This is a genomic window from Aeromonas sp. D3 (assembly GCF_027705025.1).
Taxonomy (GTDB): Bacteria; Pseudomonadota; Gammaproteobacteria; order Enterobacterales; family Aeromonadaceae; genus Aeromonas; species Aeromonas salmonicida.
This window is the reverse complement of the sequence record NZ_JAPDBE010000003.1, coordinates 121,215-136,732: the sequence shown is the minus strand read 5'-3', so window position 1 is coordinate 136,732 and position 15,518 is coordinate 121,215. Positions and strand designations below refer to the sequence as shown.

The window sequence follows — 15,518 nt, the reverse complement described above, 5'->3', positions numbered from 1 at the left end:
TTCTCCTGCTGACAAAGCAGTAATATATGCCTCTGTCAGTGCGCTTGCTGCAGGTGGACAGGTCTGCACTGGAGGTGCTGCGCTTGCCACCCAAATAGCCTCATGCCAACCAGAGAGCAGGAATCCCCATGACCGAATATCAGAAGATGATCAGCAGCCAACCCTACAACTGCATGGCGCCGGAGCTGGATGTCCTGCGCCGTGAAACCGCGCGCCGCTATCGACGCTTCAATCGGGCGGAAGAGGAGGATAAACAGCTGGCGCTGTTGCAGGAGATAGTCGGCGAGCTGGCGGAGAACGCCTTTATCTGCCCGCCGTTTTACTGCACCTATGGCCGTCATATCAGTCTGGGGGCGGGATCCTACGTCAACATGGGGGCCACGTTTCTGGACAACGCACCGATCCGCATCGGCGCCAACGTCATGATAGGGCCGAACGTGCAGATCTACACAGCTGCCCACGCGCTGGCCGCCGATGAGCGCATTCAGGGGGTGGAGACGGCGCTGCCGGTGACCATAGAAGACAACGTCTGGATTGGCGGCGGCGCCATACTGCTGCCCGGTGTCACCATCGGGCGGGAGGCCATCGTCGGCGCGGGGGCAGTCGTCACCAAAGACGTACCTGCCGGCGCCCGGGTAGTGGGCAACCCGGCGCGGATCCTGCCTGTCAAAGCGGGGCGCTGACCCATTCACGCCGCCAGTCCGCCGCAGGGACTGTCGGGCGGGGCCCACTTCACCGACCAGCAGTGCAGCAACGGCAGGCGTGCTGCAGTCAAAAGGATCCCATAAAAATAAAGCCCAATGTCATGAAGACGTTGGGCTGTAAAAAGGTGCTACGGAATTGCGACTCTCATCGCAGAAAATTAGAAGGGGTCACCTTCTAAACTGGCTCAGGGATATTAACGAGGCGCAAACGTTTTACATAGCGTAATCAACCAGGATTGAGAACAGCATCTCACTATTTAAAAAATTCCCTGCCAATCCCCATCACCCTCTTGGCAAGTATTTATTTATCAGTACAGCCTCAGGTTCGTGATCGATCGAGATAAAAAAAGCCCTGAAAAGTCAGGGCTTTGGCTGAAATTCATACGACTTAGAAGCGGCGGACAAACTCGCCTGGCGGCAGTCCGCGCAACTTGCGCGCCTCCAACATGGGGGTGCCGAGGTAGAGAAAGCCCACCAGTTGATCCTCCGGTGCCAGTGCCAGCCCCTTGTTGATCAACTCATCGAAGATGAACCAGCCGGATCGCCAGATGCCGTTGAAGCCCTGGGCTTGTGCCGCCATCTGCATCGCCATCAGGGCGCAACCGGCGGAGAGCTCCTGCTCCAGTTTCGGCACCTTGGGGTGGGCCTGATAACGGGTGGCAACGGCCACCAGCAAGGGAGCGCGCAGCGGCGCCTCCTGGCACTTCTTGATGCTCTCTTCATCTTCGCCACGGGCACGAGCAGCCTCGGCCAGCAGATCCCCCAGCCGCTCACGCCCCTCCCCTTCAAACAGGATGAACTGCCAGGGAGTCAGGGTGCCATGATCCGGCGCGCGCAAGCCCGCCTTGAGGATATTGTCGAGCACCTCACCGCTTGGGGCGGGTGTGGTCAGGCGGCCACAGGAGTGGCGGTTGAGCAGCAAAGTGAGGGCATCCATGGGCAAATCCTTGTCAGGGGCTGTGATGGCGCTACCTTAGCACAGCGCACAATGAAGAAAACCCCTGAGCCTCAGGGGTTTATCGCAATATCAGACCGATAGCAGGCCAAGGCGGAGCAACTAGATAACGGCGGCCAGCTCGGCCCCCTGGCGGATCGCCCGCTTGGCATCCAGCTCGGCGGCCACGTCGGCGCCACCTATGATGTGCACCGGCTTGCCTGCCGCCTGCAAACCGGCCTGCAGCTCCTTGAGAGGCTCCTGGCCGGCACAGATGATCACCTGATCCACCGGCAGGCACTGTTTGGCTTCACCTATCTGGATATGCAAGCCTTCATCGTCGATGCCAAGGTACTGGACGCCGGAAAGCATCTGTACCTTGCGGTTCTTGAGCACGGTTCTGTGGATCCAGCCGGTGGTCTTGCCCAGACCGTCACCCACCTTGCTCTCCTTGCGCTGGAGCAGCCAGATCTGGCGTTCGGGAGCGTCGATCTCCGGTGTGATCAGGCCACCGCGCTCGCCAAGCTGCTTGTCGATGCCCCACTCCTTGAGCCAGTGATCGCGATGTCCGTCTGTACCGCTATCAGCCTTCTTCTCCACAAGGTATTCGGCCACATCAAAGCCGATACCACCGGCGCCGATCACCGCCACCTTCTGGCCGACCGGTTTGTGATCCCGCAGCACGTCGATGTAATTGAGCACCTTGGGATGCTCTATGCCAGGAATGTTCGGGGTACGCGGGCGTATGCCGGTGGCGAGGATCACCTCGTCAAAGCCGCCACCGAGCAAACTCTCGGCGCTCTGGCGCTGGCCGAGGTAGAGCTCGACGCCGCACTTCTCCAGCCGTCTGGCAAAATAACGAAGAGTCTCGTGAAACTCCTCCTTGCCCGGGATCTGCTTGGCAAAGTTGAACTGGCCACCAATCTCGCTCGCCTGATCGAACAGGCTCACCTGATGGCCGCGCTCGGCGGCGTAACAGGCGAACGCCAGCCCGGCCGGGCCCGCCCCCACCACCGCCAGCTTCTTGGGCTGGGGCACGCGGCCAAACGTCAGCTCGGTCTCGAAACAGGCGCGGGGATTCACGAGGCAGGAGGCGCGTTTTTGCTTGAACACGTGATCCAGGCAGGCCTGGTTGCAGGCGATGCAGGTGTTGATCTCGTCCGCCCGGTTCTCGGCGGCCTTGATGACAAATTCAGGATCCGCCAGGAAGGGGCGCGCCATGGAGACCATGTCCGCCTCGCCGCCCGCCAGAATGCGCTCGGCCACTTCCGGGGTGTTAATCCGGTTGGTAGTGATAAGCGGCACTGTGAGGTGCTTTTTCAGCTCGGCGGTCACCCAGCTGAAGGCACCGCGCGGCACGCTGGTGGCTATGGTGGGAATTCGCGCCTCGTGCCAGCCGATGCCGGTGTTGATCAGGGTCACGCCGACCTGCTCCAGCGCCTTGCCAAGGGCTACCACCTCCTCCAGCGTCGAACCCTGCTCCACCAGATCCAGCATGGAGAGACGGAAGATGATGATAAAATCCGTGCCGACCCGCTCGCGGATGGCCCGCACTATCTCCACCGGAAAACGCATCCTGTTCTCATTGCTGCCGCCCCAGCCATCAGTGCGTTTGTTGGTGCGCTCGCAGATGAACTGGTTGATGAGGTAGCCTTCCGATCCCATCACTTCGACGCCGTCGTAACCGGCCGCCCTGGCCAGCTGCGCGGTGGAGGCAAAGTCACGAATGGTACCGCGGATCTGCCGCTCGCTCATGGCGCGCGGTTTGAACGGGGATATGGGCGCCTTGAGGGCGCTCGGCGCCAGACTGAAGGGATGGTAGGCATAGCGGCCGGCATGGAGGATCTGCAGCGCTATCTTGCCCCCCTCCTGATGCACCGCCTGAGTCACCTTCTTGTGCTTGGCGACTTGCCAGGGGAAGCTCAGCTGTGAGCCGTGGGGCACCAGCCGCCCACGCAGATTGGGGGCTATGCCACCGGTGACGATGAGGCCGACACCGCCACGGGCGCGCTCGGCATAGAAGGCGGCCAGCTTGTCAAAGCCCCCCTTCTCCTCTTCGAGGCCGGTATGCATGGAACCCATCAGTACCCGGTTCTTCAACTGGGTAAACCCGAGGTCAAGGGGCGTCAGCAACGTAGGATAAAGGCTCACAATGCCTCCAGTTAATTTTTTGTTATCAAATTGCAGCTAGAGTAAAGAATCAAAAATGCTTTTTCAAACAAATGTTTGGACATTTTTTCGGCGCACAGGCGTATCCCGAAGCAAGAGAAGGCGATCGCACCACGATCGGACCGAAGCGAAAATGGCAATTCACCGGCCAACTGGTTAATAATGACCCTTCTCTACCCATTAACAGGGCGATAACGCGACTATGTCTATTTTCAAAGGTCTGGGTTGGCTGTTTCGCAGTCTCTGGCGCCTGCTCAACTTCACCCGGCTGATGCTGGTCAATCTGCTTTTTCTGATCCTGGTGCTGGTCATCGTCTTTAGCTTCAGTCAAAAAGAGGCACCACAGGCGCCCATCGAAGGGGCTCTGACTCTCAATCTCAACGGCGTGCTGGTGGAACAGCGCTCCCAGACAGATCCCACAGTGCAGTTGCTGCGCCAGATGGACAGCAGCGACGACCAACCGAGCGAGATCGTCCTCTCCGATCTGCTTTGGGCCATACGCAGTGCCAAAGATGACGATCGCATCAAGGCGCTGGTGATCAAGCCACAGGGGCTTCAAGGTACTAGCTTGTCCAAGCTGCAGGAAGTGGCTGGCGCCATCGACTCCTTCCGGGAGAGTGGCAAACCTGTCATCGCCATGGCCGACTACTACAACCAGGGTCAGTATCTGCTGGCCGCTCACGCCGATCATGTGCTGCTCAATCAGAGCGGCGCCGTGCTGATCGAGGGGCTCGGTGTCTACCAGACCTACTTCAAGTCGGCGCTGGAGAAGCTCAACATCACCCCCCATGTGTTCAAGGTCGGCACCTACAAATCCTTCGTCGAACCTTATACCCGCAATGATATGTCACCCGAAAGCAAGGAGGCGAACCAGCGCTGGCTGGATCAGCTGTGGCAATCATATGTGACAGATGTGGCCGAGCAGCGGGAGATAGAACCCGAGGCCGTCGCCCCAAGCAAAGATCGTTTCCTCGAGCTGCTGCGCAAGGCCGGCGGCAACGCTGCCAGCTACGCCCTCGACAATGGTCTGGTGGATCAGCTCGCCACCCGTGACGAGATGACCCAGGCAGTCATCAAAGAAGTGGGTGAAAGCAAGGATCACGGCTGGAAAGGGGTTGGCCTGAAAGAGTACCTGGCGGCGGCCCCCGAGCAATATCCCCAGAGTGGCAAGGATGAGGTGGGCCTCATTGTTGCCAGCGGCGCCATCATGGATGGCGTGCAGTCGGCCGGTACCATAGGTGGCGACAGCCTGTCGGAGCTGCTGGCCGATGCCCGCCGTGACGACAAGGTGAAAGCCGTGGTGCTGCGGGTCGACAGCCCGGGTGGCAGCGCCTTCGCCGCCGAGCAGATCCGCGCCGAACTGCTGGCGCTGAAACAGGCAGGCAAACCTGTGGTGATCTCCATGGGCAGTTACGCCGCCTCGGGTGGCTACTGGATCTCAGCCGATGCGGACAAGATCTTCGCCTCCCCTACCACCCTCACCGGCTCCATCGGGGTGTTCGGCATGTTCGCCACCATCGACAAGGCGCTCTCCCAATACGGGGTGCACACGGATGGGGTGGGCACCACGGATTACGTTGGAGTCGGCCTGACCCGCGCCCTGCCTGATCACGTCGGGCAAGCCATTCAGCTGAGTGTGGAAGATACCTATCAGCGCTTCGTCGGTCTGGTGAGCAAGGGCCGTGGCCTGAGCCCGCAAGAGGCGGAAAAAGCCGCCGAAGGCCGGGTCTGGACCGGCCAGGATGCCAAGGCGCTGGGTCTGGTGGATGAATTCGGTAATCAGGAGGACGCCATCAAGGCGGCGGCCACCCTTGCCAACCTCAAGGAGTGGCAGGTCACCCCCATAGAAAAAGAGGAGTCAGCCAAAGACAAGTTCCTGCGCCAGCTGTTCGACAGCAGCGCCGAGGCACTGGCCCCGCACCTGCAAAGCTGGTTGCCGGCCGGATTTGGCAAGGCGTTGATGGAGGTGAACCGCGGCCTGGATCCGCTGACCCGCTTCAACGACCCCCAAGGCACCTATGCCTTCTGCCCTGTATGTGTGCAGTAATCGGACACTCGCAATAAAAAAAACGCCTTCGGGCGTTTTTTTGCATCTGGCTCAAGGGACCTGATTCACACCAGCAGGCCGGACTCGTGCCAATGATGCAACTCGGCTAGTACCCGGGTCTCCCGCGCCGTCCACTGGGGACAAGGACCCGCCAGCTGGGTCTTGTTGGTTTGCAGCGCATCATCCAGCTCGAACCAGCCAGGGGTGAAACCTAGCCGTACCTCGTAGGGCTGGGGGCGAGGTTCACTCCACCCCTCACCGACACGACACAGGTAATAGAAAGAGCGGATGCAATAGGCGTCATAGTCGGCCTCCCGGGCGGCGCGGTACTCCCGCGTCTGGCCGAGCAGGGCGCCGACCTCCACCAGCTCGGCACCACACTCTTCCCGCAGCTCGCGAGCCAGGGCAGTGCCGTGGCACTCCCCTTCTTCAATGCCGCCACCGGGAAACATGAGATCGCCGTTGACCCGGGAGTGCACCAACAACAGCCGGTCGCCACGCAGGACTATGGCCCTGACTGTCACGCGCTCCAGCCTGCGGCCATCAATGGCCACCTGGCCGTGCTTCAGCTGGATGTCGAAGGGATGAGGCCAGTCACTGGCCAGTTGTTTTATCTGGTTCATCAGGGATCAGGGACGATAAGTCCCGCTTTTTAGCTGCTCGACTATGGTGGCGGCCTGACTGTCCCAGGCCTCCTGATCTGCCTTGCTCAACGCATGATAAAGGCCCAAACGCTTGGCCGAAACGTCGGGCGTATCCTGAAACGACTCGCTCACCTTGCCCCACAGATACGCCAGACCGTACTCCTTCTGGCCCATGTAGAGGGTGCTCAGAGAGGTGAGGATCCGGCTGTTGACCTTGTCCCCTTCTCCATAGAGGGAGAGGGCATGGTGCATGAGAGTGATGGCTTTCTGTGGGGCACTCTTGGCATACATGCCCCCCAGTGCCAGCTGCAGCTCGGGCTCTTTGAGTACTGGCTGCCCCTCCAGCGCCATGAATTGCTCACGGGCCTGCTCGTTGATGTTGTTGGTCCAGTGCCAGAGCAGCAGGTAGGGATCCTGCGAGTTGCGGGTCGCCGCATCGAGCTCGGTAAGCTGATCACCGGCCGCCAGCATGCCTTCCACTCTGGGGCTCTTCTGCTCCCTCGCCGTCTTGTACTCTATGTTGGTCGACCGCTCCGCACACTTGAGATAACGCTCCAGATTGCGCATCAGCTCGTACTTGCGCCTGTCCGTCCCCTCTTCTTGCAGATAGAAGCGGCTGCGGATGATGTCGGTCCGCTCGTAGCGGCACCAGCCATCGTCCACCAGGTCCTGACACAGCTCGGGATGATTGGCACAGATGTTGTGGATCCTGTCATCGTTGCAGGCCATCAGAGTCAGGCCGCAGGAGAGGCCGAGCAGTACGGAACGCAGTGGAAAAGGGGTCATAGTTCACATCTGGTTGGTAACAATGGGAGCCTTGTGCAGCCACCTCTGGCTAGCAAACCGGCTACATATCCATTACAATGCGCGCGCCGTATAAGGCCGCGATTGCAGAATGATATAACGAAATATACACCCCTACACTGATCTGCATTCGACGAATTTCTATTTGCCCCAACAACGTGAAATAAAGGATCTGGTTAATGACCCACGAGCACTACTTGCAGGCGTGGCAGGAGAGCCAGGAGCTCGCCGAAGCCATGCAACCCTTGATAGGTCGCCTCTACCGACAACAAGGGATCGAGATCACCCTCTACGGACGCCCGCTGCAAAACGCCTCCACCATCGATATCCTCAAAGCCCACAGGGTCGTCCGCCGTCATCAGGGCACCCCGCTTCCGATCCAGCAAAGCTTCCCCCTGCTACAGGCCATCCTGGCCTTGAACCCTACCGCCGCCGAGATCGATCTTGGCAAGCTGGCCGTCGGCTACTGGCAGGATCACCAGGACGAAGCAGGCATTGACGATTACCTGCGTGCCAAGTTGGCACCAGCACTGGGGCGGAGTGATATCCCGCAACCGACGGACGTGGTGCTCTACGGTTTTGGTCGCATCGGCCGCCTGCTGGCACGCCTGCTCATAGAGCGTACCGGCGCCGCCAACTCACTGCGTCTGCGAGCCATAGTGGTGCGCGGCGGCCGTGAGGGAGATCTGGAGAAACGCGCCAGTCTGCTGCGTCGTGACTCGGTACATGGCCCCTTCAACGGCTCCATCGAGGTGGACAGTGATCGCAGTGCCATCATCGCCAACGGCACCTTCATTCAGGTGATCTACGCCAACAGCCCGAGCGACATCGACTACACGGCATACGACATTCACAATGCACTCATCGTCGACAACACGGGTGTCTGGCGCGACGAAGCCGGTTTGAGCGAACACTTGAAGGCGCGCGGTGCCGCCCGTGTGCTGCTGACGGCACCGGGCAAGGGCGACATGAAGAACGTGGTGTTCGGGGTCAATCATGAAGTGATCGGGCCGGATGACAAGATCATTTCTGCCGCCTCTTGTACCACCAACGCCATCACACCTGTGCTCAAGGTGATGCAGGACAAGTACGGCATCCGCCACGGCCACGTGGAGACAGTCCACTCCTACACCAACGATCAGAACCTGATAGACAACTATCACAAGGGCGAGCGCCGCGGTCGCAGCGCAGCCCTCAACATGGTAATGACCAGCACGGGGGCAGCCAAAGCGGTGGCCAAGGCACTGCCGGAGCTCAAGGGCAAGCTGACCGGCAACGCCATTCGGGTGCCCACCCCCAACGTGTCGCTGGCCATCATCAACCTCTCACTGGAGCAGAGCACCGACAGAGAGAGCCTCAATGCCTATCTGCAGCAGATGGCGCTAAGCTCGGCCCTGCATCGCCAGATCGATTTCAGCGCCAGCACTGAGCTGGTCTCCTCCGACATGGTGGGTTCCCGCTTCGCAGGCATAGTGGATTCCCAGGCCACCATCGCCGAGGAAGATCACTGCGTCCTCTACGTATGGTATGACAACGAGTTCGGGTACAGTTGTCAGGTAGTGCGGGTGATGGAGCAGATGGCTGGCGTAGTCCGCCAGGATCTGCCTGCATAGACCGATAGGGTCTACCTGCATAGCTCGCCAGGATCTGCCCGTCTAAGAACCTGGGTTCATGGCTCAATTTTCAAGGAGAAGCCGGATGTCGTTTCAACAGGGTGAGTTTCAACAGGCCATCAGACAGATGCCCAAAGAAGTGTACGAGCGGCTCAAGACAGCGGTTGAGCTGGGCAAATGGCCCGATGGCAAACCCCTGAGCGACGAGCAGAAGGCAACCTCCCTGCAGGCCGTGATGGCCTGGCAGGCGATGCACCTCGACAATCCCGAGCACATGAACATAGGCCGGGACGGCGAGATAGTGATGAAGAGCAAGAGCGAGCTCAAGCGTCAGTACCGTGACGAGGAAGAGATAGTGCGGATCGACCTCAGTCACTGAGGCAGGCTGCCCATCCCGTGCCGCGACCGGGCACGGCAAACAGCAGAGAGGGGAGCCATAGTGGCTCCCCTCTTTTTTCCTCTCCCCCCTCATGATGAGGAGGCCAGAAGCTGTTCACGACCTGTCGCAAGAAGGCGTCAGCAAGGTGAAGAGCAGCGCAGGAACCGGAGCGTATAGATATACGTGAGGATTCCGAGCAGCACATGAGCCTTGATCACGGCTTCGCAGCAAGATAGTGGACAGTTTCTCAGGGCGTCAGCTCGCCGCGCAGGGACTGTTGCATCAGCTCGCGGATGCGGGGTGCAGGCAAGTCCAGGCTCAGCAGGAAGTGCAGCTTGGTGAGCGCCGCCTCGGCAGTCATGTCAAACCCCGAGATAACCCCGGCGCGGGAGAGCGCATTGCCGGTGGCATAGCCCCCCATGTTGACTTTGCCGTGCAGGCACTGGCTCAAGTTGACTATGATGACGCCGCGGGCAGACGCCTCGGAAAGCAACGCCAGCATGGCCGGATTCTGCGGTGCATTGCCCACGCCAAACGAGAGCAGGATCAGCGCCTTCACCGGCTGCTGCAATATGTTGGCGATTACCTCGCTGGAGATGCCAGGATAGAGGGTCACCACGCCGATGGGTTGGGGGGTAATGTCGTGCAGCACCAGCGGACGATCGGACGGCTCCCCCAGCTCACCCGCTTCCAGCGAGATGGCGATGCCGGCATTGAGCAGGGGCGGATAGTTGGGGGAGTCGAAGGCGTGGAAGCCATCGGCGTGCACCTTCTTGCTGCGGTTGCCACGATAGAGCTGGTTGTTGAAAAACAGCGTCACCTCGTGGATCGGGTAGTTGGCAGCGATATAGAGGGCGTTGAGCAGGTTCTGCTGACCATCGGAGCGCAGCTCGGCGAGCGGGATCTGGGAGCCGGTGATGATGACCGGCTTGTGCAGATCTTCGAGCATGAAGGAGAGCGCAGAGGCAGTGAACGACATTGTGTCTGTGCCGTGCAGGATCACGAAACCGTCGTATTTCTCGTAGTTGCCTTTAATATCCTCGGCGATCCGCTGCCAGTCCGCAGGCGTCATGTCGGAGGAGTCGATAAGGGGGTCATATTCGTGGATATGGTAATCCGGCATCTCGGGTCGATGAAACTCGGGCATCCGCGCCAGACAGTCTTCCATAAAGCCCGCCATCGGCACATAACCGTGGTCGGAACGCTGCATCCCTATGGTACCGCCTGTGTAGGCAATGTAGATGGACTTCTTCACACCCTCTCCTCTTGATGGACCGGAAACTGGCAAATTAATAAAGGAATAAACCGACGACGTCACACCTGACCGGTTTCCTCTTGTGGGCTGGAAACCGGCGAATTATAGAGACTGGCGCCCCAAATGACAGCCGCGAAATAGCAGATCCCGCCCATAATATGACGCCCATCCCAACAGTGTTAAATGTTGCAACAAACACACACCAAGGCTACTTATATGACAAATATGGATTTAAGTGGTGTTTTTTGCTACTATCCGGCGGATTTTTCGTAAATCTCATCTGGATGCCTGATCAATTCAGGCCCGCATCGATCCCATTTCTGCATGGGACCGGGGCTTGCAGCCCCTTCTTTGTTGGCACCTGAGCCACCCTGATTTTTATCCCGGCTGAATCTCTGAGTCTTCATCAGCGAAAGACACAGCCAATCAACATGGGAGTACTGAATGTTACAACTTGATTCCTACGCCACCCTGGTCGCAGCCACTCTGGTGTTGCTGTTCGGCCGTGTGCTGGTGACCCGCGTCGGGTTGCTGCGCACCTTCAACATCCCCAAACCGGTTGCTGGCGGCCTGGTGGTCGCCCTGGTGTTGTTGTTGCTGCGCTCCACCCTGCAGGTGGAACTGCAATTTGATACCAGCCTGCAAACTCCGCTGATGCTGGCCTTCTTCGCCTCCATCGGTCTCTCCGCCGATCTTGCCAGCCTCAAGCGCGGCGGCAAGGCGGTGATCACCTTCCTGATGGTGGTGACCGGCCTGCTGCTGGTGCAAAACAGCCTGGGGGTGGGTCTGGCGACCCTGCTCGGGCTGGACCCGCACATGGGACTGCTGGCCGGTTCCATTACCCTCTCCGGCGGCCACGGTACCGGTGCGGCCTGGAGCGCCACCTTCTCCGAGAAGTACGGGGTGCAATCCGCCGCCGAGCTTGCCATCGCCTGTGCCACCTTCGGCCTGGTACTGGGGGGCCTGATCGGTGGCCCGGTGGCACGCTATCTGGTGAAAAAAGTGCAGGTGCCCGGCGAGGAGCACAACAAGGACGACGCACCACGGGGCTTCGAGATGCCCGACATGGAACGCCCGCTCACCACCTTCAGCCTGATCGAGACCCTGGCACTGATCGCCATCAGCCTGAAAGGGGGCGAAATGCTCTCCGCCTACCTCAAGGGCGGCGCCTTCGAGCTGCCGGTCTTTGTCTGCGTGCTGTTTGTCGGCGTGCTGCTGCGCAACCTGCTGACCCTGCTGAACTGGCACGAAGTGAGCGATCGGGAAGTCTCTTTGCTCGGCAACGTCAGCCTGTCGCTGTTTCTGGCCATGGCGCTGATGAGCCTGAAGCTGTGGGATCTGGCGAGTCTGGCTCTGCCCATCTTCATTTTGCTGGTCGCCCAGACGCTGGCGATGGCGCTCTACGCCATCTTCGTCACCTTCAGGGTCATGGGCAGCAACTATGACGCGGCCGTGCTGGCGGCAGGCCACTGCGGCTTCGGCCTGGGGGCTACCCCGACCGCCATTGCCAACATGCAGGCCATTACCCAGCGCTTCGGCCCGTCCCACCTGGCGTTTCTGGTGGTGCCCATGGTGGGTGCCTTCTTCATCGACATCATCAACGCCATGGTGATCAAGTTGTTTATGGCCCTGCCTTTCCTGTAAGCACGCCACAACCACAAAATAAAAGCCCCGCACTCTGCCGAGTGCGGGGCTTTTTCATTTCAGCCCGGACAGGCTGCAACCCTGAGTCTTACAGGATAAAGGTCGACACCTGCTGGTTCAGGTCGGTAGCACGACCCTTGAGGCGATGGGCCTGATCCAGATCGCGCATGGCGGCGGCAGTGATCTCGTCACTCACATCCTTGATGGCGGTGGTGTTCTGGGTGATCTCGCCAGTCACCTGGGTCTGCTCCTCGGCAGCGGTGGCGATCTGACCCGCCATGTCGGAGATAAGCGACACGGCCTGGGTGATCTCTTCCAGCGCGGCAGCGGCGGCATCGGCGTCTTTCACGCTGTTGTCGGCCAGGCCCTGGCTGGTCTGCATCAGGCTGACTGCACGGGCAGTGGTCTGTTGCAGCGTCTCGATAGTGGACTGGATCTCCTGGGTGGAATCCTGGGTACGACGGGACAGCACCCTTACTTCGTCCGCCACCACGGCGAAACCACGACCCTGTTCACCGGCACGGGCCGCTTCGATGGCCGCGTTCAGCGCCAGCAGGTTGGTCTGCTCGGCAATGCCCTGAATGGTGGAGAGGATACCGGAAATGGCCTGGGCGTGACGGCTCAGCTCGCCGATCACGGCGGTCGCCTGCCCCACCTCTTCGGCCAGACCGTTGATGGACTGGCGGGTCTGATTCACCAGCATCTTGCCCTGTTCACTGCTCTGGGCGGATTGCTGGGCGGCGGCGGCCGTGCTCTCGGCATTGCCGGCGATCTCCATGGTGGCGCTCGCCATCTCGGTGACGGCAGTGGCAACCATGGTCACTTCCTGTTGCTGGCGCTGCAGCTCGTCCACCGAGGCCTGGTTGGTCACCAGACTGCGCTCGGCATCGGCGTTCAGCTCGTTGGCCAGCTTGCGGATGTTGGCTATCAGCTGATGCTGACTGCCGACGAAACGGTTGAAGCTGTTGGCCAGCTGGCCCACTTCGTCGTTGGCGTCGATCTTGATGCGCTGGGTCAAATCACCGTTACCGTCGGCGATGCGGGCCAGGGCCTGGGAGACCTTGGTGAGCGGGCCGAGCAACAGGCTGACCAGCCAGGAGATGGCGAGAATGCTGCCCACCAGCACCAGCAGGGCCAGACCGAGCTGGGTCATCAGCAAGGAGGAGAGCGGTGCCTCCAGGGTAGCCTTGTCCAGCACCAGTACCAGTTCCCAGTCGGTATCCGGGATGTCTACTGCCATCAGCAGCTTGTCACGGCCTTCGCTGTCAAAGTAGGCAGGGATCAGGGTATTGCCAGCCTTGCTCTGATCGATGAGGGCATTGGTCAGATCGTTGTCGATCTCGGTGGCCGGCTTCATCGCCTTGGCTGCATCCTTGTACGCGATGACGGTACCATCCTTGTGCATCATGATGGCAAAACCGTCGGCGGGCAGCTTCATCTTGGTGATGTCTTCTACCAGGGATGCGATGGAGAGGTCACCACCGACCACGCCGCCCTGAGCCGGTTGGGCCAGCGTCACCACCATGATGTTGTAGGCAACGTCCAGATAGGGCTTGGTCACAATGAGGCCGCCCTTGCTCATGGCTTCCTGATACCAGCCACGAGAGCGCGGATCATAACCGCTACGGTTGATGGAAGGATCCGAGTCGTTCATCTTGCCATTACCCTCACCGAAGTAGGTGAGCTGGAAGCGACCCGACACTTGCGCCTGTTGCAGGGCATTGAGGGGTTCTGCACTGGCCTTGTTACCAAGGGCCTGGATCACGTCGCGACGGGCAGAGAGCCAGTCACTGACGCTGGCTGCCTGCTGGCTGCCCAATCGTTGCACCTGTTCCTGACTGCCTTGCAGCAACAGGGACTTCTGGCTGGTATAGCTCTGCCAGGAGAGCAGCAGGATCACCAATGACAAGGCGATCACCACCGACAAGAGTATCTTCTGCTTGAGTGATAGGTTTTTCATCATGATTTCTTCTTATGAGGTCAGGAACCGGATTTCCCAAAAGAGTGCACAGCACTGCGTAGTTATTAGCGACCTGGCAGGCGAAAACTGAACCTGCAAATGAGTCTGCGGACGATATTTTCCACCGAGTTGGGGAAAACTGCACCAGAAATTGACTACCGGATGCGCACAAGAAGAGGCGACCCTGTTTATTCCTTCCACAATTGGCTAGAATATCCCGTTTTTAAATCACATCGACCCCGAGAGTTTTCACGATGTTTGAAGTCAATCCTGTATTAAACAAACTTAAGGAGCTGTCTGAGAGGACAGAGCTTCTTAGGGGGTACCTTTGACTATGACGCCAAGAAAGAGCGTCTAGAAGAGGTCAACGCCGAGCTGGAACAGCCGGACGTATGGAATGAGCCCGAGCGCGCACAAGCGCTGGGCAAGGAGCGCGTCTCCCTGGAGAACGTGGTCGGCACCATTGACACCCTGACCCAGGGTGCCGAAGACGTCGAGATGCTGGTGAGCCTGGCGGTGGAAGGGGAAGACGAAGATACCTTCAACGAAGCCGTGGCCGAAGCCGATGTACTTGAAACCAAGCTGGTGGACCTCGAATTCCGTCGCATGTTCTCCGGTCAGCACGACGGCTCCGATTGCTACATCGACATACAGTCCGGCTCAGGTGGTACCGAAGCCCAGGATTGGGCCAACATGGTGCTGCGCATGTACCTGCGCTGGGGCGATGCCCACGGTTACAAGCCGGAGCTTATCGAGCTCTCTGACGGCGACGTGGCCGGCATCAAGTCCGCCACCGTCAAGTTCACCGGCGAGTATGCCTTCGGCTGGTTGCGTACCGAAACCGGCGTCCACCGTCTGGTTCGCAAGTCACCGTTCGACTCGGGTGGCCGTCGCCACACCTCATTCTGTTCCGTATTCGTCTATCCCGAGATCGATGATGACATCGACATCGAGATCAACCCGGCCGACCTGCGGATCGACGTCTACCGCGCTTCCGGCGCCGGTGGTCAGCACGTCAACCGGACCGAATCTGCGGTACGTATCACCCACATCCCGACCGGTGTCGTGGTACAGTGCCAGAACGATCGTTCCCAGCACAAAAACAAAGATCAGTGTATGAAGCAGCTGAAAGCCAAGCTCTACGAGCTGGAAATTCAGAAGCAGAACGCTGAGAAGCAAGCCCTCGAAGAGACCAAGTCCGATATCGGCTGGGGCAGCCAGATCCGTTCCTATGTGCTGGATGATGCACGCATCAAGGATCTGCGCACCGGCGTCGAAACCCGCAATACCCAAGCGGTACTCGACGGCGACCTGGACAAGTTTATCGAAGCTAGCCTGAAATCAGGCCTGTAAAAACAGAACAGC

12 protein-coding genes are annotated in these 15,518 nt (G+C 59.6%); 6 read left to right on the top strand and 6 right to left on the bottom strand.

What is annotated here, in order from left to right; genetic code table 11:
* The first annotated feature begins 128 nt into the window (after positions 1-128).
* Complete coding sequence (locus OKC28_RS03495) at positions 129-683, top strand: sugar O-acetyltransferase (protein ID WP_265451928.1); 555 nt, start codon at positions 129-131, stop codon at positions 681-683.
* Between the two features lie 409 nt (positions 684-1,092).
* Here OKC28_RS03495 and OKC28_RS03490 read toward each other — a convergent pair whose 3' ends face one another.
* Both OKC28_RS03490 and OKC28_RS03485 read right to left on the bottom strand, forming a co-directional pair.
* On the bottom strand, positions 1,093-1,641 hold the full coding sequence (locus OKC28_RS03490) for an NAD(P)H nitroreductase (RefSeq protein WP_265451929.1): 549 nt from the start codon (positions 1,639-1,641) through the stop codon (positions 1,093-1,095).
* Between the two features lie 120 nt (positions 1,642-1,761).
* Positions 1,762-3,789, bottom strand: a complete 2,028-nt coding sequence (locus tag OKC28_RS03485) for an NADPH-dependent 2,4-dienoyl-CoA reductase (protein ID WP_005317696.1) — start codon at positions 3,787-3,789, stop codon at positions 1,762-1,764.
* 220 nt (positions 3,790-4,009) lie between these two features.
* On the opposite strand from OKC28_RS03485, the gene sppA reads away from it, so the two are divergent.
* Positions 4,010-5,854, top strand: coding sequence for a signal peptide peptidase SppA (gene sppA, locus OKC28_RS03480; RefSeq protein WP_270687411.1), 1,845 nt, complete (start codon positions 4,010-4,012; stop codon positions 5,852-5,854).
* Between the two features lie 65 nt (positions 5,855-5,919).
* On the opposite strand, the gene OKC28_RS03475 is transcribed toward sppA, so the two are convergent.
* Both OKC28_RS03475 and OKC28_RS03470 read right to left on the bottom strand, forming a co-directional pair.
* Positions 5,920-6,477, bottom strand: a complete 558-nt coding sequence (locus OKC28_RS03475) for an NUDIX domain-containing protein (protein WP_059111386.1) — start codon at positions 6,475-6,477, stop codon at positions 5,920-5,922.
* Between the two features lie 6 nt (positions 6,478-6,483).
* Positions 6,484-7,284 carry a DUF2989 domain-containing protein gene (locus OKC28_RS03470; RefSeq protein ID WP_111588433.1) on the bottom strand — a complete coding sequence of 267 codons (801 nt, stop codon included), beginning with the start codon at positions 7,282-7,284 and terminating at the stop codon, positions 6,484-6,486.
* A gap of 197 nt (positions 7,285-7,481) precedes the next feature.
* Here OKC28_RS03470 and OKC28_RS03465 point away from each other — a divergent pair, with 197 nt between their 5' ends.
* Positions 7,482-8,915: a glyceraldehyde-3-phosphate dehydrogenase gene (locus OKC28_RS03465; RefSeq protein WP_265420896.1), complete on the top strand. Its 1,434-nt coding sequence runs from the start codon at positions 7,482-7,484 to the stop codon at positions 8,913-8,915.
* A gap of 85 nt (positions 8,916-9,000) precedes the next feature.
* Positions 9,001-9,294: a YeaC family protein gene (locus OKC28_RS03460; protein WP_005317709.1), complete on the top strand. Its 294-nt coding sequence runs from the start codon at positions 9,001-9,003 to the stop codon at positions 9,292-9,294.
* Between the two features lie 247 nt (positions 9,295-9,541).
* On the opposite strand, the gene ansA is transcribed toward OKC28_RS03460, so the two are convergent.
* Complete coding sequence (ansA, locus tag OKC28_RS03455) at positions 9,542-10,549, bottom strand: asparaginase (protein ID WP_021138095.1); 1,008 nt, start codon at positions 10,547-10,549, stop codon at positions 9,542-9,544.
* 444 nt (positions 10,550-10,993) lie between these two features.
* Here ansA and gltS point away from each other — a divergent pair, with 444 nt between their 5' ends.
* On the top strand, positions 10,994-12,193 hold the full coding sequence (gene gltS, locus OKC28_RS03450) for a sodium/glutamate symporter (RefSeq protein ID WP_159167055.1): 1,200 nt from the start codon (positions 10,994-10,996) through the stop codon (positions 12,191-12,193).
* A gap of 88 nt (positions 12,194-12,281) precedes the next feature.
* On the opposite strand, the gene OKC28_RS03445 is transcribed toward gltS, so the two are convergent.
* A complete protein-coding gene (locus OKC28_RS03445; protein ID WP_058393897.1) occupies positions 12,282-14,153 on the bottom strand; it encodes a methyl-accepting chemotaxis protein in 1,872 nt (623 codons plus the stop codon).
* Positions 14,154-14,407: 254 nt separating this feature from the next.
* On the opposite strand from OKC28_RS03445, the gene prfB reads away from it, so the two are divergent.
* A protein-coding gene (gene prfB, locus OKC28_RS03440) for a peptide chain release factor 2 (RefSeq protein ID WP_096118696.1) occupies positions 14,408-15,506 on the top strand; the annotation gives its coding sequence in 2 pieces (ribosomal slippage) (positions 14,408-14,482 and positions 14,484-15,506; 1,098 coding nt in all).
* Positions 15,507-15,518 lie beyond the last annotated feature (12 nt).